Raw genomic sequence first — 17,184 nt, forward strand, 5'->3', positions numbered from 1 at the left:
AAGCTCAAAAAATTCTGTACCAGTTGCACCAAAATCGATCAAAAAGTAAATAAAGATAAATTCAATACCATCACAACGCCTATAGATCGATAATTGAAAGAGTGATGGTCAGGAGGAAGCGTTATGAATCGTGATGCGAATCATTTTAGGAATCAGGATAGTCACTCAAACGCATCGATGCCTATCCATCACCCATCTTCAGCCTATCCATCGCTTAGGAATATTACGATCGAAGATTTTCAACTACCCTCAACAGGTTTAACCGAGGAAAAACGTGCTCAAGCACTCGCTCAATTACACGAATATTTATCTATCCAAAAGGCACATTTCCTCGGGTACCAAGTCAATCAGCAGTTAGATTACGAAGATGATCTCAAGCCCTATCTAAACTATCACGTCAATAACGTGGGCGATCCCTTTATCGATGGGAATCTTACGATTCATAGTAAATGGATGGAGCGGGCTGTACTCGATTACTATGCTCGGGTGTGGAATGCTCGCTTACCTCATAATCCCGCCGATGGAGAGTCTTACTGGGGATATGTAGTCAGCATGGGATGCACTGAAGGCAATCTCTATGGGTTATGGAATGCGCGCGATTATTTAGCAGGCAAGCTCCTCCTAGAAGAACACACGGCTGAAGAAGAAGCGAGGGTCGCCAGTTTTGGGGGACATCCTCGATCGCTACTTCGCCGCCTCATTTACAAACAGGCATTGCCGCTAGATGGAAAGCCTCATGCTTATACCCCTATTGTGTTTTACTCCGAAGATACTCACTACTCGATTATCAAAGCAGGCATTGTTCTCGGACTTCATACATTTTATCAAATAGGGCAGCACTACTATCCCAACGAGAACCCTCTAGCACCGGGTCAGCCGTGGTCGAAAGAAGTACCATCCACGCAAGGCAGTACAGGACCAGGCTCGATCGATATTCCCTCGCTAGTAAAGCTCGTCGAGTTTTTTGCAGCCAAGGGGTATCCCATCTTAATCTGTTTCAACTATGGCACCACTTTCAAAGGTGCTTACGACGATGTGGAAGCAGCCGGGAAAGCACTGATGCCGATTTTTCAGCGCTATGGGCTGCATGAACGCAAAGTTGACTACGACCCGAGCGATCCGAATCAATTTGATCTTCGCACTGGATACTGGTTTCATGTAGATGGTGCTTTAGGAGCAGCATATATGCCCTTTGTGGAGATGGCATACAATGCTGAAAAAATTGCTCGACGCGGACCGAATTTTGATTTCCGATTACCATTTGTGCATTCGATCGCAATGAGTGGACATAAGTGGATCGGGGCACCTTGTCCCTGCGGCATCTATATGACGAAAACAAAATATCAGTTGCGTCCACCGGATAATCCAGAGTATATCGGTTCTCCTGATACCACATTTGCCGGGTCACGCAATGGTTTATCGGCGATGATTTTATGGGACTACTTGGCGAAAACTTCCTATGAAGGCGAGATGGAAAAAGCCTTGTATACCGAAAAGATGGCGGAATATGCTGTTCAACAACTCAAGGAGCTAGAGCAGCACTTGGGTGAATCTTTGTGGGTGGAACGGACACCACTCTCGCTGACGATTCGGTTTAAGCAAGCGAATCCCGATATTATTTTCAAGTACTCGCTATCTAGTGAAACGCTATTTGTGAATGGGCAAAAGCGAGCCTACAATCACATTTTCATCATGGCGCATGTCGCGACTCAGCTCATTGACCAACTGATTACAGATCTCAGGCAACCGGATGCTTTTCCATCTCAACCCACTGTAGCAAAGCCGCCAGAAATTGCTCCCACTCGTCATCCAAAGCACCTCGCCCACTTCCCGCATTTGGGACGCGGTTTCCATTAACAGGGCTAATGGGAAACGTTCGCCTTTATGCTTCAGACAGTACTTTGAAAAGAGCGTAAAACAGTGAGAGGAAACCTTTTTGGCAATTAAAACTGGTATCTGGATTTACTGGCTATTTTGTGCGATCGCGACCGCTTTAGTGATTGCTAGACGAGATCGTGCAAATGGGTTGCTGAGTCCGCGTTCAGCTTCTGGGCAGGAGAAAAAAGGGTATCACCTCACCTTGCTTTTGGGGTGGATTGTGACGCTCTTAGCATCGGGAACTTATGTTTTATTCACCGTAAAGCGGGACACAGGTCATTATCATTTCGTAGACCTCGCTGTATTTTCCGTGTTGAACGGTATTCTTGAGCAATTCATGTTTATCTTTTGGTTCTTGGTTGGCTGCTACATTGGACGCCAGAAGTTTCAAAATGCACCGATTTGCATCTTTATGTGTGGCTATGCCAGCAATGTTTTATATTCTGGCTTGATTCATTCTCTATTTTGGATTCAGGTACTACCCAAGCATGATCTTTTCATTGCACCAGTTTTTATTTCGGCGTTGATGTCAGCAATTTGGGTATGGTTGCTATGGCGCTATCGTGCAGTAATTTCCATTATTGCCATGCACATTGTGGTTGATTTTCTCAGTATCGGTCATCTTCATTTTTCTTGGTTTGAATCATTTCAACTCTTGAAGTCAGGACTCATCCAATGAAGACGACGATTTACTGTTGAGTGTGAGTAGAAATATACTGAACGATATCGTTAAGCGTGATGAGTTTCCCATAATCGGTTTCTGGAATCTCCACACCAAATTCCTCGTTCAGTCCAATCATGAAATTGAGAAAATCATAGGAATCAATTCCGAGCGTTTCTCGAACATCATCATCCTTGCCTAAAGTTTCTGGAGAAGACCCAGGAGCAATCTTTTGCAAGAGTCTGAACATTGTTTCTTGAATTTGAGTTTTAGTGATTGCCATTGTTTCACCCTTCATAAAATCATTGATGAATCTGTATTCTTTACCATTTCTCTACTGATTGAAGATGTGTGTTGACTGCTTGCAAGAATCTTGCACCAATCATGCCATCCGTTGCGCGATGATCCCCTGCTAGCGTTGCAACTAGTACCGGACGAACATCGAGCATTCCTTGTTCTGCCCAAGGCTGTTCAGAGATTTTGCCGAAACCGACCAAAGCAACTTGGGGTGGATAGATCACCCCGTAGACTTTTTCGACACCGATATCTCCCAAGCTTGTTAGTGTCATCGTTGCATCAGACAGTTCTGAGCTACGGAGATGTCCTCCTCGCGTACGCTCAATCAAGTCGCGCATGGTCGCCATCAATTCATCGAGGCTTTTCAGATCCGCATGATGGATCGCAGGCGTGACTAGTCCTCCTTGCCGTAGGGAAATCGCAAAGCCGATATGAATTGCTTCTTGGACTTGAAGCTGATCTTCAATCCAATATCCATTCAATTCTGGAACGTCAGTTAATGCTTTAGCGACTGCTTTGATCAGCAGAACGACAGGTAAGATACGCTCTTTTATTGATCGCTTTTGATTCTCTGCTTCAAGCCATTTCAGTGCATGGCTCATATCAATTCGAGTTTCGAGATAGTAGTGAGGAATCTCGCGATTAGAGCGAGACATCGCAGCCGCGATCGCGCGTCGCATTCCTGCCTGAAAATCAGTTGTAGTCGGTTTCGCTGCAGGCGATGGAGGGATAACTTTTTCTTCTGGCTTCGGTGTTGGTTTCAGAGCTTTTGCAGCTTCTTCTACATCAATTTGATGAATCGCACCATCGGCTCCAGTTCCTTTCACCTGAGTTAAGTCCACACTCAGTTCAGTCGCTACCTTGCGAGCTAGCGGCGAAACGCGCAATCGTTCCTCTTTAGCAAGAGTGGGTACTGAACTCGTCGGAGCTTCGATTGTAGGAGGTGGGCTAGGTTGTTCGCGATCGGTGACCGCGATCGCTTCTTTTTCCGCACCGTTTTCTAATTTCAATCTCGCCATTGGCGTTCCCACGGGCACTTTAGTATCCGGTTCCAGCAGTAGTTCCTCAACAGTACAGTTTTCAAAGACCTCAATTTCCATGATGCCTTTATCGGTTTCCACATCTGCAATAATGTCACCGTACTTGAGATGATCGCCAGGTTTGGCTCTCCAGGCGACTAAGGTTCCGGTTCTCATATCCGCCCCTAAACTGGGCATACGAAATTCAGCCATGTCGAGTCACCATCCTCCGGACTGTATTGACGATCGTGGCAGATTGAGGCAAAGCAGCTTGTTCTAAATGATTGGCATAGGGCACGGGAACTTCGGCTGAGCAAATCCGTTCTACAGGGGCATCTAAGTCATAGAATGCTTTTTCCATAATGCGAGCGCTAATCTCCGCAGAGATACTGCCACTGCGCCAACCTTCATCAATAATCACGGCTCGATGCGTTTTCGCGATCGAGGTGAGAAACGTAGCCTCATCCAGTGGACGCAGAACCCGCAAATCAATTACTTCAGCTTCGATGCCTTCTTGAGCCAGAGTTTCTGCGGCTTCGAGTGCTTTGAATAAACTGGCACTGTAGCTAATGAGCGTTACGTCATGCCCAATTCGACGAATACAAGCACGATCGATATCTACTGCTCCCGCATTTGCTGGAAGTTCTCCTTCCATGTTGTAGAGCAACGTATTCTCAAAAATCAGAACCGGATCGGGATCTTCCAGTGCTGTCCAAAGCATTCCACGGGCATCTTCAAGCACTGCTGGAGTCAGAACTTTAATTCCAGGAATGTGAGCATACCATCCTTCTAAACTATGAGAGTGTTGTGCTGCTAGTTGTTTGCCTCCTCCGGTGCCCATGCGAATCACGAGCGGAACATTGAACAAACCGCCGGACATATGCAGATAGGTTGCTGCTGTATTGAGAATTTGATCAGCAGCCAACAAGCTAAAGTTAACCGTCATCACTTCTACGATCGGGCGCATTCCGTTCAGTGCTGCGCCAATTCCGGCTCCGGTAAACCCAGACTCACACAGCGGCGTGTCCATGATCTTGCCGGCACCCAATTCTTTCAACAGTCCTTTTGTTACTCCAAAAGCACCGCCATACTGTCCGACATCTTCGCCCATCAGGAACACGCGATCGTCTTTCAGAATCGCCTCTCGGATTGCGTCTCGCACTGCTTCTCGATAGGTTGTCTGAATCATCAGCGGTGGATTATCTGTATGGGTGTCAATTCCATAGTTCATAGTGTCCCCCTAGGCGTTTGGCTCTGAGTAGACAAAGCGATTTAATTCTTCCACAGGTTCCCAAGTTCCCGCTTCCGCAAATGCGATCGCATCTGTGATCTCTTGACGGATCGATTGTTCTATCCTTTCCACATCAGCATCTGTGATCTGTCCTTGTGCTTTTAACTGTTGCGTGAGTGTTGAGATGGGACAGCGTTGTTTCCATTCTTCGACTTCGGCTTTATCTCGGTAGAGTTCTGGGTCAAACATCGAGTGTGCTCGGAAACGATAGGTGACACATTCTAGAAAGAAAGGCTTTCCATTTTCCCGGACTTCAACTGCCGCTTTTTGAGCAGCTTGCTCTACTGCTAGAACATCCATGCCATCCACAACTGCATGATCGATGCCATAGCTTTCCGCTTTCTGAACCAGATTTGTGACTGAGTGAGAATATTTCAGAGCCGTTCCCATTGCATACTGATTATTCTCACAAACGAACAATAACGGGACTTGCCAGAGAGACGCTAAATTCATAGATTCGTGAAACTCTCCTTCAGCAACAGCACCGTCGCCAAAAAAGCAGCAGGTGAGCCGTTTTCTGCCCAATTTCTTATCAGCTAAAGCCAGCCCAACCGCTAAGGGTAAACCACCACCTACGATCGCGTTACCTCCATAGAAGCGATGCTCTTTATCAAATAAATGCATCGATCCTCCGCGCCCTCGACAACAGCCTTCTTGCTTACCGAACATTTCTGCCATTACTGTATTCATGGGAATTCCGCGTGCTAGGGCTTGACCATGTTCGCGATAGGTTGCCACGATCGCATCATCGGGTTTTAAGACTTGCATAACTCCCACTGCTACCGCTTCTTCGCCGTTGTACAGATGCAAAAACCCGCGAATTTTCATGGCGCTGTAGAGTTCTGCACACTTATCTTCAAAGCGACGAATCCGTAGCATTTGATAAAGAAGATCGTGCAAATGTGCTTGATTGGAATCAACAGAAGTAGGAGATTGTATCGTTGCATGTTTCTTCTTCATCAGTTCGTCTCCAATGTCGATAGATCGCCTTCGGGTAACCCTAATTCACGCGCTTTCAGCAATCGCCGCATAATCTTACCGCTTCGAGTTTTGGGCAATGATTCTTGAAATTCCAATTCTTTTGGAGCTACAGCAGCCCCTAGTTTTTGTCGAGCAAATCCTAAAAGTTCTAGTTTGAGCGCTTCACTAGGTTCTCGCCCTGGTTTGAGGGCAACAAAGGCTTTGACTAACTCACCAATCATCGGATTAGGTTTACCAATCACGCCCGCTTCCGCTACCGCTGGATGCTCCATCAATGCACTTTCGACCTCAAAGGGACTAACCATGTGTCCCGAAGTTTTGATGATGTCGTCTTCGCGTCCCATAAACCAGAAGTAGCCATCGCGATCGCGCATGGCTAAATCGCCTGTGATGTACCAATCTCCAACAAAACATTTGCGGTAGCGTTCTTCATCATGCAAATAGCCGCGAAAGATTGAGGGAAAATCCGGTTTTAGGGCTAAGTCTCCATCAATGCCCGGTTGGTCAATTTGTTCGATCGTGCCATCCTCATGCCGCCGCACGATCGCGGCTTCTACCCCAGGAATAGGACGACCCATCGAACCTGGACGAATCTGCATCGTGGCATAGTTAGCAATCATGATGCCACCTGTTTCGGTTTGCCACCAATTGTCGTGAATCGGTAAGCCTAGCTTCTCCTGACCCCAAACCACTGCTTCGGGATTCAGCGGTTCTCCCACACTATGCACGAGTCGCAGATGGCTCAAATCATATTCGGCTTTCGGGTCAATATCGAGGCGCATCAATCGCCGAATCGCCGTCGGAGCAGTGTACCAGACGGTTACTTTTTGAGTTTCGAGAATGCGATACCAGCGATCGGCATCAAACTCTGCTTCATCAATGATACTCGTCACGCCATGAGTCAGCGGTGCAATGATCCCGTAGGACGTTCCAGTCACCCACCCTGGATCAGCCGTGCACCAAAAAATATCATCAGGATGCAAATCGAGCACATATTTTGCCGTCATGTAATGAGCATAAACGGCTTTGTGAACATGAATCGCCCCCTTGGGCATTCCAGTTGTGCCACTCGTGAAGTGCAGCAATGCCATATCTTCTGGTTGAGTGCTTACGATCTCAAACTCAGAAGTAGCCACTTGCATCAGCTTGGGAAGCGACCAAATTCCGTCTTCTAAATGATCTTCACTATCAGCTAAAAGAATGTGCTGTAATTTCGGCAACCGATCGCGCAATGCCACGACTTTCTGTTGGTAGAGTGCGGTGGTTGTCACTAAGACTTTGGCATCTCCTCGGTTCATGCGTTGATAAATCGGCTCTGGACCAAAAGCAGAGAAAAGTGGACAAATCACACTGCCATTTTTCAATGTACCAAGAGCAGCAATATAGAGAGATGGAATCCGTCCTGTGAGAGCAAAGACGCGATCGCCTTTCCCAACTCCTAGAGTTTTGAGAACATTCGCGAATTGATTGGTTTGTAGAGCGAGATCGCGATAAGTAAAATCTTGAACATTCCAGTCCTTTCTTAGAAAGCGCAGGGCAATGTGATCGGCTCGATCGCTTTTGGTATGACGATCGACCGCAATATCGGCAATATTCAATCCCTCAATGGTTGCTTTGAGTTCAGCGTCGATTTCTGCCCAAGAAAATATACGGCGCGTTTCTTCATAGTTTTGTAAATTAGGTTTGACTCGCCAATTTTTGAATGATTTCTCGATTGGACTCCAGCCCATTGTTTCACCTCACGTACATGATGAGGAACGATAGTGTCAGGTTACTGGGCAATGATGAGGAACTTGTGAGGATGAGATCGTTAAATTCTTTGAGGAGATTAGATTTTATCTTCGGTTCCTTCTTACGATGAAAGGAGAAAGACTGGATCGTTAGGAAAATTGTCATGAACACAAACAACCCGAACGCCAAGCATTCTTGCACCGACCAGATGAAACACATCCGGAGCTATACAGGCAAACTATCCACAGCTATCCCGGATGTGATGAAGAATTTCTATGCGCTCAGTAAAGCTTCCTCCACTGCTGGTGCCCTGGATTCTAAAACCAAAGAATTGATTGCCTTAGCCATTTCCGTAGCAATTCACTGCGATGACTGTATTGCCTTTCATACTCATTCGACGCTTCAAGCAGGAGCGACAAAAGAAGAAATTCTGGAAATGTTAGGAGTTGCAGTCTTTATGGGTGGAGGTCCCTCATTGATGTATGCAACTCATGTGATGGAAGCTGTTGAAGAATTACAAAAAGAGCCTAGTAGTCAACCCCATTAATTTCACGGAGTGGGGAGATGGGGAGCAGCAACTATAATTTCAGCCCTTCACCCTATCCCCCTATATCCCCATCAAATTTGTCGTGGAACACTCCCTAAAAATCTCCGCTGCAGATGGACTCTTCAACATAGCTATTCATGAATTTCGCCCTGGGGCATGACTGTTCTGGTCAGTGAAGCTTCACTCGTATCAGTTGCATTCAAGTTTGCGTCCTGTAGATTTGCTTCACACAAATTCGCATCACACAAATCTGCACCATACAAATTTGCACCTCGCAAATCTGCTTTCCAGAGCCTTGCCCCACACATTTTACTTCCCGTCAATTTGGCACTCTGTAAATTTGCCTCAGCAAGGCAAATTCCATGTAACAGCGCATCACTCAAATCAGCTTCAACTAAGGATGCTCCACTTAAATCCGCATCGGTCAAGTTGGTCGCTTTGAGCGTTGTGTTATTCAAATTAGCACCACTCAGAAATGCGCCAAATAAATTAGCACGATCGAGATTGGCTCCACTCAAATCGACTTCATTCAAATTAGCTCCACTCAAAGAGGTATCAGTTAATTTTGCGCCTTTCAGGTGCGATCGTCCCAAATTGATGCCGCCCAAAGACAAACCACTGAGATCAGCCTGTTCTAGAACAACATCACTGAAATTACGTTCTCCTGCCGCATAGCGATCGAGGAGTTCCTGAACTGTGATCGAACGTGAAATCGTGTAAGAAGATTCACCAAGGGTCATGATATTGTTCCTACAGTTTATAAATGGCTTCACAATGTTCTAAAGAGAGAAGACCGTTCTAGTTTGAGGGTAGAGGATAAGTTTGAGAAAGTTGTGAAGGGACAAAGACAAGCTTCTAAATTCTCTGCTTGAAATCCATTAAGTAAATGGGCGTAATTCAATATCAGCTCAGCAAGTTCTCTCGCTACGTTACTCACCCGCCCCGGAATGAATTCGGGGCTAACAGTGCGAAGTCCGCTCTGGGACTAACAGCCTATGAAAACGCCCTCTTCAGTGGGTTTCAACCCACTTCGCACAGTTAGCCCGAACTTCCAGTTCAGGGCGGGACGCCAACGAGAGCGACAATCTTCCAATTCATTTCACCTCCCTACTTAGCAAATTCTAGGTAACTGCTCCCCACTCAGTCGTGTGATCATGCGTTCTACTCCGAGTTTGTTTTTCAAAATCACAGCGGAAGAATTTGAGTGAATAACATGCCCCACAATCCGAGGATTACAGGGAGAATGTTGCTCTAGCAGCGCGATCGCGCGCTCAGCATCTTGGGGCGCAACAAAAGCGACAAAGCGTCCTTCGTTTGCTACATATAACGGATCTAAGCCTAAAATTTCACATGCGCCTTGCACTTCGTCGCGGATAGGAATTGCAGCTTCATCGAGTTGAATCTGCATGGCTGCTCCTTCAGAAAGCTCAATTAAGGCACTAGCTAATCCTCCTCGGGTTAAATCTCGCAAACAATGCACAGAAATTTCTGCATCGAGTAAAGCGAACACTGGATCGATTAAAGCGGCACAGTCACTCTCGATCGCACTCTCGAATCTCAATCCTTCTCGCATTGCCATAATCGCTATGCCATGCCGACCGATATCGCCATTGATGATGACCACATCCCCTACTTGAATTTGTTGTGGCGCAATCTTGCAGGCATGTTCAATGATTCCAATTCCGGCTGTATTGATGAATAATCCATCCCCGCGACCTCGATCGACAACTTTTGTGTCTCCGGTCACGATTTGAACCTTGGCAGTCTGAGCAGCTTGCTGCATTGAGTCTACGATGTCTTGCAATAGAGGCATGGAGAAGCCTTCTTCTAAGATGAATCCAGCACTCAGATAAAGCGGACGTGCGCCACACATTGCTAGGTCATTGACGGTTCCATTGACTGCTAATGTCCCGATATTGCCACCCGGAAAACAGAGCGGCTGAACGACATAAGAATCTGTTGTAAATGCGATTTGAGCATGATGGACATCTAATACTGCACCATCGTGGCGACAAGACAGTGCAGTATTTTCAAAGGTCGGAATAAATAATTGCTCAATTAATTGATGCGTAAGTTGTCCTCCTCCGCCATGCGCGAGCAGAATTTGAGAAAACTTTTGCATCGGCATAGGACACGATCGAGAATGAGGACTACTCACGATCTTCTACCTTTTCGATTAATTTTTCTGCCATCTCGATCGCAGTGAGAATCAAAATTTGCTCTTGTTGTCCGCGCCCTTCTTCATCGCTAATCGTGGCATAAATATGCGGATTTGCCAGCATTCCAGACAGAATTTGACTGGCAATTTGCTTCAGTTCAGTGTGATTTTTCATAGCATTCTCCTTGCGTAATAGTAAGCTGCACACGCTCCTTCGGAAGAAACCATAGGTGCGCCCAAAGGATGTTCAGGTGTACAGCGTGTTCCAAAGGCAGCACATTCCTGCGGTTTCCGAATTCCTTGCAAAATCAGACCACTGATACAGTCAGATTGTTCTGACTGAGATGTCTGTGCTGAGACTTGAAATCGAAGACTTGCATCAAATTCGGCATATTGATCTCGCAGTCCTAAGCCGCTTTGAGCGATCGTACCAATTCCTCTCCAGTCCCGAGGAACGACAGTAAACACGTCTCGCATCAGTTGTTGTGCAATTTGATTGCCTGATCGCTGAACTGCACGAGCATACTGATTTTCGACCCTTGTTTGTCCTGCCTCTAATTGCTGAACACAAAGATAAACACCCTGCAAAATGTCAGCAGGCTCGAATCCAGTCACGACAATCGGAATGTGATATTTTTGAGCGATCGGCTCATAGTCTTTGTATCCCATCACTGTACAAACATGCCCTGCGGCTAACAGTCCATTAATATTGTGTTCTGGCGAGGAGAGCAGTAATTCGAGCGCGGGAGGCACTAAGACATGAGCGACTAGCAGTGAAAAATTCTGAACGTTTTGTTGTTTGGCTTGATGAACTGCGATCGCGGTCGCTGGAGCCGTCGTTTCAAAGCCAACCGCAAAAAATACAACTTGTCGATCGGGATTCGCTTGAGCAAGGTTGAGTGCATCCAGCGGCGAATAAACGATTCGGACATCCCCTCCTAAGGCTTTCACCGTAAGTAAATCGTATTGACTCCCTGGAACTCGGAGCATGTCACCAAACGAGCAGAAAATGACATCAGGAAGTGCCGCGATCGCACAAGCTTGATCAATTAATTCAGCAGATGTGACACAAACGGGACATCCTGGACCATGAATCAGCGTGATCGATCGAGGTAACAGTTGATCAATGCCAAATTTAACAATGGTGTGAGTTTGTCCACCACAGATTTCCATGATTGTCCACGGTCGCGTCGTGATGCGATCAATGGCTTGAGTGTAGCGTTGAGCAAGCTCAGCAGTTCGATATTCGTCAATATATTTCATGGCAATTCTGCTGGAGTGTCACGCAGTTGATTTAAGTGTTCAAAAAATTGGGTTGCAACCGCAGTATCGAGTTGATTAATCGCAATACCCGCATGAACAATCACATAGTCTCCAATCTGGACATCTGGCACAAAGGCTAAGTTTACTTCCTTCACAATTCCACCAAAGCTAACTCGACCCGTTCGCAACAATGGATCATTACCCTCAATGCTGAGAATTTTTCCTGGAATCGCTAAACACATACTTAACCGCCACGCTTTAATAGTTGGGATGCAGCAATGATTGCTTGTCCAACAGCAATGCCGCCATCGTTGGGTGGAATATGCCGATGCCAGTAAGGTTGGAAGCCTTCTGCTTGGAGACGGGCAATCGTGCGATCGCTGAAGTACCGATTTTGAAAACATCCTCCAGACAAGACAACACGCTTTTGTTTCCATTGTCGCGCAAACTGAAGAATGACTTCGACCATTGTGTTATGAAACTTTGCAGAAACCATTGCACCTGATGTTTTTTGCTCAATTTCTGAAATGATGTCCTCAATCATCGTAGACCAATCGAAAATGCCCTGATGAATGACAGACGAATAAACTTCATCCGTTGAGATATGCTCTAACGCGAATTCCAACGCCATTGCTGCTTGTCCTTCAAACGTTGAAATTTGCACGAGGTTGAGCAGGGCTGAAATTGCATCAAAGAGTCGTCCTGCGCTCGAAGTCCAAGGTGTGTTGAGTTCCTTCTGGAGCATGGCTTGTAGAATGTCGCGCTCCTGGGCATTGAATGCTTGAACAGGGGTTAAATCTGTTCGATCGAATGCGGCTTCTCCCCACAGTTCGTAAAGTACTGCGATCGCAGCTCTGCGGGGTTCTCGAATTGCTTTCTCACCTCCCGGTAGTCTAAAAGGTTTGAAGTGTCCTACCCGTTGAAAATCGGTCAGATTCGCTAAGAAAAATTCTCCACCCCAGATTGTCCCATCGAGTCCATAGCCTGTGCCATCCCAAGCCACCCCCAACACCGTTTCCTCTAATCCGTTCTCAGCCATACAGGCAGCAATGTGAGCATGATGATGTTGAACCGGAAGAATTTGACTCGATTGCAATTTCGAGGCTCGCTGTTGAGCGTACTGAGTTGAAAGATAGTCAGGATGGTCATCACAAGCAATGAGATCGAGATGAACCGCATAAAGTTGCTCAAAGGTGTCGATCGCTTGCTCAAAAGCTTGTAGAGTAGCTTGATTTTCCAAATCTCCGATATGTTGACTGACAAACAGATTGGAATCAATTGTCAGTGCGATCGTATTTTTAAGATGTCCTCCAACCGCTAAACAGGTTGGCATAGGCTTGGAGATCGCAATAGGTAACGGAGCATACCCCCGCGATCGACGCAGAATCATTTCGCGATCGGCAATCACTCGCACAATCGAATCATCAACAGCACGAACAATGGGACGATTGTGAACTAGAAACGCATCTGCAATTCCTGATAAACGCTGAATCGCTTCCCGCTCATCTATACAAATCGGCTCATTCGATAAGTTGCCACTCGTTGCAACAATTGGAAAATTTAACGCGGATAGTAACAAATGATGCAGCGGCGTGTATGGAAGTAAAACACCAAGGTAAGCATTATTCGGTGCAACCGTTTCAAGAACGCTAAGATTTGCTTTACGACGAAGTAGAACGATTGGGGCTTCTGAAGCAGTGAGTAGTTGAGCTTCTAAGTCAGAAAGCTCACAGTCTTTTTGAACTGCTGCTAGCGAAGGATACATGACTGCAAAGGGTTTATCAGGTCGATGTTTTCGCTGTCGTAGAGTCGCGATCGCGTCTGAATTCCGAGCATCTACCATGAAATGAAATCCACCTAACCCTTTGACTGCAATGATTTTTCCGTTCTGAATCGCTTGGATTGCTGCTTGTAGCGCAGCTTCATCGGATGCCAGCCATTTTCCGCTCTGATCCCACCATTCCAACCGAGGACCGCATTCTGGACAAGCAATAGGTTGAGCATGAAATCGACGATCGAGCGGATTTTCGTATTCAGTTCGACAGCGATCGCACATCTGAAACGCATTCATGCTGGTGTTGGGTCGATCGTAGGGCAAAGCGTTGATAATACTAAAGCGCGGACCACAATGAGTGCAGTTAATGAATGGGTAGCGATAGCGAGGATTGTTCGGATCAAAGAGTTCTCGGATACAGTCTGAGCAAGTAGCAAGGTCAGGAAGAACAATCGTCGTTTTTTCTCCACTCACACTCGGATAGATTTCAAAATCAGATTCATCCAGTGGAACGAGCGAAGAGACTTGTAATTGTTGAATCAGGCTATGGACAGGCTTTTCTTGTTCTAGTTTGAGCAGAAAAAGGTCAAGCTGCGATCGCGTTCCTTCTACTTCGATCCAGACTCCCTCTGCTGAGTTTTTAATCCATCCAACCATGCCTAAATTTGTAGCAAGACGATAGACAAATGGGCGAAATCCAACCCCTTGAACTGCACCTCGAATCTGAATTCGCAATCGTTCTAAATCATGTTTATCATCCATTTTTGAGAAAACTATAAGGAATTAGCTCTGTAAAACTTCGTTGATTTCCATATCTAAGCTTTCTAAAACAACGTCTTGTGCGATCGGATCAGTCAAATCATCTGAGGTTTCGATTTCCAATCGTGCGCCTTCCATCAGTGTATGTCGCGAGGCAATCACAAAATGATAGGTGAAATGTTCAGGTGAGAAATGAGACAAAGCACCCAATCGAACTTTAACAGCAAGTATTTTCGTCGCGTTTTGTTCTTGAGCGATCGCTTCAATCGTTTGAATTAAATGGCTCATCAAACTTGCCTCATGCATGGTTGATCTCCAATTCTGATAACACTTGTTGAATCGCAGTTTCTATAGCTTGCTCAACTGCTTCTGACAGTCCGATTCCAATTGCAAAGTTACTTCCTTCTACCCCATAGAGAATGAGTTTGTTTGGAAGTTGATTCAACGATCGAGCAAGTTCAACTGCTTCTGCTACTCCAAACGCATGAGAGGAATAGTGGAAAAATTGCGATGGAATCGATTGAGTATGAACATCAATGCGATGAATCGTAGCAATTTCAGAACCCGAAGACACAGCATCAAATAGATAAACGGTATCGCTGGTTTGCCACAACTCGATTAATGTTGTTCCCTCGCCCGATGCTTCAATCGTTGAAATCGTTTCTGGAAGCTGATTGCGAAGTTTTCTTAGAATCACTAATCCGACCGCATCATCGTGTCGAAATTCATTTCCCACACCAATCAGCATGATGTTTTGCATTGGGTTAGGCTCGATCGACATCTAACTTCAAAAAATGCGTTGAACAGGAAATACAAGGATCGTAGCTGCGGATCAGTTGTTCACACTGCGATCGTAATTGATCATCTGCTAAATCGATTTGTTGCTCTACAAATTGCCACAGATCATGTTCAATCCTGCCTTGATTTTGCGAAGTCGGTGGCGCAATTTTGGCATCTAGAATGTCCCCTTTTGCATCAATCTTGTAGCGATGATAGAGAATACCGCGAGGCGCTTCAGTACAGCCATGCCCAACTCCCGCTTGAATCTTGTAATCGACCACTGCTTGATCGGGCATTTCATAGGTTTCAATTAACCGCAGCGCTTCTTCCACAGCAAATAGTACTTCAATACTGCGAACCACAATACTCTGAAATGGATTGCGACAAATGGGAAGTAGACCGACTTCACGTGCGATCGCTTGTGCGCGTGGTGTGAATTGGTCAAAATTGAGATTAAATCGTGCGATCGGGCCTACCAGATAATCTCCACGCTCTTTAATAATGGAATGTAAGGCGGTTGAGTGAGGTTTATGCTGTTCTTCAATGTATTCATAAAACTGATCGTTTGAAATATCCAATCCTTTATTAGAAATAATCTGTCCTTGATTCATTGGATATTCATTCGGATGATGAAGCGCAACAAATTCATAGTCTTGCTCAAACTCAGGAAAAGGCAATGTTGCTGCCCATCGTGCAGTTTCTTCTGCCGCATCACACGCCCATTGCAAATCATCAATCAGCGATTGTAGTTCCTGCCGAGTCGGTAGCTTATAAAATCCGCCTACTCGAATATTAATCGGATGAATTTCTCGCCCACCAATCAAAGCTAGAATTCGATTGCCAATTTTCTTCAGTCTTAAGCCCCGCTGCACAAGTTCCGGATAATCCTTCGCCATGTGAATGGCACTCTCGTAACCGAGAAAATCCGGCGCGTGTAGCATGAAAATATGCAAACTATGACTCTCGATCCATTCGCCGCAGTAAATCAATCGTCGGAGTGCGCGCAATCCACCTTCGACTTCAATGCCCAAGATATTTTCCATGGCATGAATCGAACTCATCATGTACGCGATCGGACAAATGCCACAAATTCGAGCCGTGATATCAGGAGCTTCGCTGTATTGCCGTCCGCGTAAAAATGCTTCAAAAAATCGAGGAGGTTCAAAGATTTTAAGCTGCACATCTTGCACTTTACGATCGCGGATTTTCACATACATCGCACCCTCGCCTTCTACGCGAGCGAGATAATCGACTTTGATCGTTTTACTGCTCATGACGCTCACTCTCTTTGCGAAAGGCTTCTGCATAGGCATTAAACGTGCGATATGCCCGAACCAGATCTGTTTCGTCTACTCCCAACTGCTTCCACCATTGGCTTAATGCAGACGTGTTCGGGCTTTCCATAGGCCCGTAACAGCCATAGCACCCTCGATTGTATGTTGGACAAAGCGCATTACACCCTGCCTGCGTCACAGGTCCCATACAAGGAGTTCCGTGAGCGACCATCACACAGACATTTCCACGACGCTTACATTCGATGCACACGCTGTAAGTCGGAATGACAGGTTTACGATCGCTCAAGAACGCACTAATCACTTCTAGTAATTGATGCTTGTTAATGGGACAGCCCCGGAGTTCAAAATCAACGAACACATGATCCGCGATCGCAGTCGATTTATTCAGAGTTTCAATGTACTCTGGCTTAGCGTAAACAATCGAAGTAAAGGCTTTGACATCTTTGAAATTTCGGAGCGCTTGAATGCCCCCAGAAGTTGCACAAGCGCCAATTGTCACGAGTCGTTTTGAAGCCCGCCTGACTTGATGAATTCGCTCTGCATCGTGAGGAGTGGTGATCGAACCTTCAACTAACGACAAATCATAAGGACCTTTGACAACTGCACTAGAAGCTTCCATAAAATTGGCAATCTCAATCTCTCCTGCCACAGTTAGCAATTCATCTTCGCAATCGAGCAAGCTCAATTGACACCCATCACAGGACGCAAATTTCCAAACAGCAAGTTTCGGCTTATGTAGCTGTTTCATTA

Annotated in this window: 18 protein-coding genes; 3 read left to right on the forward strand and 15 right to left on the reverse strand. The window is 45.9% G+C overall.

What is annotated here, in order from left to right; genetic code table 11:
- The first annotated feature begins 123 nt into the window (after window positions 1-123).
- Both OU814_RS02635 and OU814_RS02640 read left to right on the forward strand, forming a co-directional pair.
- Window positions 124-1,857, forward strand: a complete 1,734-nt coding sequence (locus OU814_RS02635; RefSeq protein WP_268180240.1) for a pyridoxal-dependent decarboxylase — start codon at window positions 124-126, stop codon at window positions 1,855-1,857.
- A gap of 79 nt (window positions 1,858-1,936) precedes the next feature.
- Complete coding sequence (locus OU814_RS02640) at window positions 1,937-2,557, forward strand: hypothetical protein (protein WP_190651751.1); 621 nt, start codon at window positions 1,937-1,939, stop codon at window positions 2,555-2,557.
- Between the two features lie 10 nt (window positions 2,558-2,567).
- Here the strand turns inward: OU814_RS02640 and OU814_RS02645 are convergent, their stop codons facing one another.
- From OU814_RS02645 to acsA, 5 genes are read right to left on the reverse strand one after another with little or no spacing between them, the layout of a single operon-like run.
- A complete protein-coding gene (locus OU814_RS02645) occupies window positions 2,568-2,822 on the reverse strand; it encodes an acyl carrier protein (protein ID WP_268180243.1) in 255 nt (84 codons plus the stop codon).
- 40 nt (window positions 2,823-2,862) lie between these two features.
- Complete coding sequence (locus tag OU814_RS02650; protein ID WP_268180245.1) at window positions 2,863-4,068, reverse strand: dihydrolipoamide acetyltransferase family protein; 1,206 nt, start codon at window positions 4,066-4,068, stop codon at window positions 2,863-2,865.
- Complete coding sequence (locus OU814_RS02655) at window positions 4,061-5,086, reverse strand: alpha-ketoacid dehydrogenase subunit beta (RefSeq protein WP_268180247.1); 1,026 nt, start codon at window positions 5,084-5,086, stop codon at window positions 4,061-4,063. The genes OU814_RS02650 and OU814_RS02655 overlap by 8 nt, the downstream gene beginning before the upstream one ends.
- A gap of 9 nt (window positions 5,087-5,095) precedes the next feature.
- Window positions 5,096-6,106: a pyruvate dehydrogenase (acetyl-transferring) E1 component subunit alpha gene (pdhA, locus tag OU814_RS02660; RefSeq protein WP_268180249.1), complete on the reverse strand. Its 1,011-nt coding sequence runs from the start codon at window positions 6,104-6,106 to the stop codon at window positions 5,096-5,098.
- The gene (gene acsA / locus OU814_RS02665; protein WP_268180251.1) at window positions 6,106-7,857 is read right to left on the reverse strand and encodes an acetate--CoA ligase; all 1,752 of its coding nucleotides are present in this window, start codon (window positions 7,855-7,857) and stop codon (window positions 6,106-6,108) included. Before acsA ends, pdhA begins: the two co-directional genes overlap by 1 nt.
- A gap of 164 nt (window positions 7,858-8,021) precedes the next feature.
- On the opposite strand from acsA, the gene OU814_RS02670 reads away from it, so the two are divergent.
- Window positions 8,022-8,405: a carboxymuconolactone decarboxylase family protein gene (locus OU814_RS02670; RefSeq protein WP_268180253.1), complete on the forward strand. Its 384-nt coding sequence runs from the start codon at window positions 8,022-8,024 to the stop codon at window positions 8,403-8,405.
- Between the two features lie 131 nt (window positions 8,406-8,536).
- Here the strand turns inward: OU814_RS02670 and OU814_RS02675 are convergent, their stop codons facing one another.
- From OU814_RS02675 to OU814_RS02720, 10 genes are all read right to left on the reverse strand, one after another.
- Window positions 8,537-9,145 (reverse strand): pentapeptide repeat-containing protein, encoded by a 609-nt coding sequence (locus OU814_RS02675; protein ID WP_268180255.1) that lies wholly within the window; start codon window positions 9,143-9,145, stop codon window positions 8,537-8,539.
- Window positions 9,146-9,516: 371 nt separating this feature from the next.
- Window positions 9,517-10,527 (reverse strand): hydrogenase expression/formation protein HypE, encoded by a 1,011-nt coding sequence (gene hypE, locus OU814_RS02680; protein WP_268180257.1) that lies wholly within the window; start codon window positions 10,525-10,527, stop codon window positions 9,517-9,519.
- 28 nt (window positions 10,528-10,555) lie between these two features.
- Window positions 10,556-10,738 carry a hypothetical protein gene (locus OU814_RS02685; RefSeq protein WP_268180259.1) on the reverse strand — a complete coding sequence of 61 codons (183 nt, stop codon included), beginning with the start codon at window positions 10,736-10,738 and terminating at the stop codon, window positions 10,556-10,558.
- Window positions 10,735-11,826: a hydrogenase formation protein HypD gene (gene hypD / locus OU814_RS02690; protein WP_268180261.1), complete on the reverse strand. Its 1,092-nt coding sequence runs from the start codon at window positions 11,824-11,826 to the stop codon at window positions 10,735-10,737. The genes OU814_RS02685 and hypD overlap by 4 nt, the downstream gene beginning before the upstream one ends.
- Window positions 11,823-12,068 (reverse strand): HypC/HybG/HupF family hydrogenase formation chaperone, encoded by a 246-nt coding sequence (locus OU814_RS02695; protein WP_190651743.1) that lies wholly within the window; start codon window positions 12,066-12,068, stop codon window positions 11,823-11,825. The genes hypD and OU814_RS02695 overlap by 4 nt, the downstream gene beginning before the upstream one ends.
- A gap of 2 nt (window positions 12,069-12,070) precedes the next feature.
- The gene (gene hypF, locus OU814_RS02700) at window positions 12,071-14,362 is read right to left on the reverse strand and encodes a carbamoyltransferase HypF (protein ID WP_268180264.1); all 2,292 of its coding nucleotides are present in this window, start codon (window positions 14,360-14,362) and stop codon (window positions 12,071-12,073) included.
- A 21-nt stretch (window positions 14,363-14,383) separates the two neighbouring features.
- A complete protein-coding gene (locus OU814_RS02705) occupies window positions 14,384-14,665 on the reverse strand; it encodes a hydrogenase maturation nickel metallochaperone HypA/HybF (protein ID WP_268180266.1) in 282 nt (93 codons plus the stop codon).
- A complete protein-coding gene (locus OU814_RS02710) occupies window positions 14,658-15,140 on the reverse strand; it encodes a hydrogenase maturation protease (RefSeq protein ID WP_268180268.1) in 483 nt (160 codons plus the stop codon). The genes OU814_RS02705 and OU814_RS02710 overlap by 8 nt, the downstream gene beginning before the upstream one ends.
- The gene (locus OU814_RS02715) at window positions 15,124-16,413 is read right to left on the reverse strand and encodes a Ni/Fe hydrogenase subunit alpha (protein WP_268180270.1); all 1,290 of its coding nucleotides are present in this window, start codon (window positions 16,411-16,413) and stop codon (window positions 15,124-15,126) included. Before OU814_RS02715 ends, OU814_RS02710 begins: the two co-directional genes overlap by 17 nt.
- A complete protein-coding gene (locus OU814_RS02720; protein ID WP_268180272.1) occupies window positions 16,403-17,182 on the reverse strand; it encodes an oxidoreductase in 780 nt (259 codons plus the stop codon). The genes OU814_RS02715 and OU814_RS02720 overlap by 11 nt, the downstream gene beginning before the upstream one ends.
- Window positions 17,183-17,184: the final 2 nt, after the last annotated feature.

The sequence above is a fragment of the Leptolyngbya sp. GGD genome, assembly GCF_026735145.1.
GTDB classification, from domain to species: Bacteria; Cyanobacteriota; Cyanobacteriia; order Leptolyngbyales; family Leptolyngbyaceae; genus Leptolyngbya; species Leptolyngbya boryana.

Excerpts from the sequence above, each read along its gene's own strand:
- OU814_RS02635 (WP_268180240.1), top strand. The coding sequence starts at position 124 with ATGAATCGTGATGCGAATCATTTTAGGAATCAGGATAGTCACTCAAAC.
- OU814_RS02645 (WP_268180243.1), bottom strand. The coding sequence starts at position 2,822 with ATGGCAATCACTAAAACTCAAATTCAAGAAACAATGTTCAGACTCTTG.
- OU814_RS02650 (WP_268180245.1), bottom strand. The coding sequence starts at position 4,068 with ATGGCTGAATTTCGTATGCCCAGTTTAGGGGCGGATATGAGAACCGGA.
- OU814_RS02655 (WP_268180247.1), bottom strand. The coding sequence starts at position 5,086 with ATGAACTATGGAATTGACACCCATACAGATAATCCACCGCTGATGATT.
- pdhA (WP_268180249.1), bottom strand. The coding sequence starts at position 6,106 with ATGAAGAAGAAACATGCAACGATACAATCTCCTACTTCTGTTGATTCC.
- acsA (WP_268180251.1), bottom strand. The coding sequence starts at position 7,857 with ATGGGCTGGAGTCCAATCGAGAAATCATTCAAAAATTGGCGAGTCAAA.
- OU814_RS02670 (WP_268180253.1), top strand. The coding sequence starts at position 8,022 with ATGAACACAAACAACCCGAACGCCAAGCATTCTTGCACCGACCAGATG.
- OU814_RS02675 (WP_268180255.1), bottom strand. The coding sequence starts at position 9,145 with ATGACCCTTGGTGAATCTTCTTACACGATTTCACGTTCGATCACAGTT.
- hypE (WP_268180257.1), bottom strand. The coding sequence starts at position 10,527 with ATGCAAAAGTTTTCTCAAATTCTGCTCGCGCATGGCGGAGGAGGACAA.
- OU814_RS02685 (WP_268180259.1), bottom strand. The coding sequence starts at position 10,738 with ATGAAAAATCACACTGAACTGAAGCAAATTGCCAGTCAAATTCTGTCT.
- hypD (WP_268180261.1), bottom strand. The coding sequence starts at position 11,826 with ATGAAATATATTGACGAATATCGAACTGCTGAGCTTGCTCAACGCTAC.
- OU814_RS02695 (WP_190651743.1), bottom strand. The coding sequence starts at position 12,068 with ATGTGTTTAGCGATTCCAGGAAAAATTCTCAGCATTGAGGGTAATGAT.
- hypF (WP_268180264.1), bottom strand. The coding sequence starts at position 14,362 with ATGGATGATAAACATGATTTAGAACGATTGCGAATTCAGATTCGAGGT.
- OU814_RS02705 (WP_268180266.1), bottom strand. The coding sequence starts at position 14,665 with ATGCATGAGGCAAGTTTGATGAGCCATTTAATTCAAACGATTGAAGCG.
- OU814_RS02710 (WP_268180268.1), bottom strand. The coding sequence starts at position 15,140 with ATGTCGATCGAGCCTAACCCAATGCAAAACATCATGCTGATTGGTGTG.
- OU814_RS02715 (WP_268180270.1), bottom strand. The coding sequence starts at position 16,413 with ATGAGCAGTAAAACGATCAAAGTCGATTATCTCGCTCGCGTAGAAGGC.
- OU814_RS02720 (WP_268180272.1), bottom strand. The coding sequence starts at position 17,182 with ATGAAACAGCTACATAAGCCGAAACTTGCTGTTTGGAAATTTGCGTCC.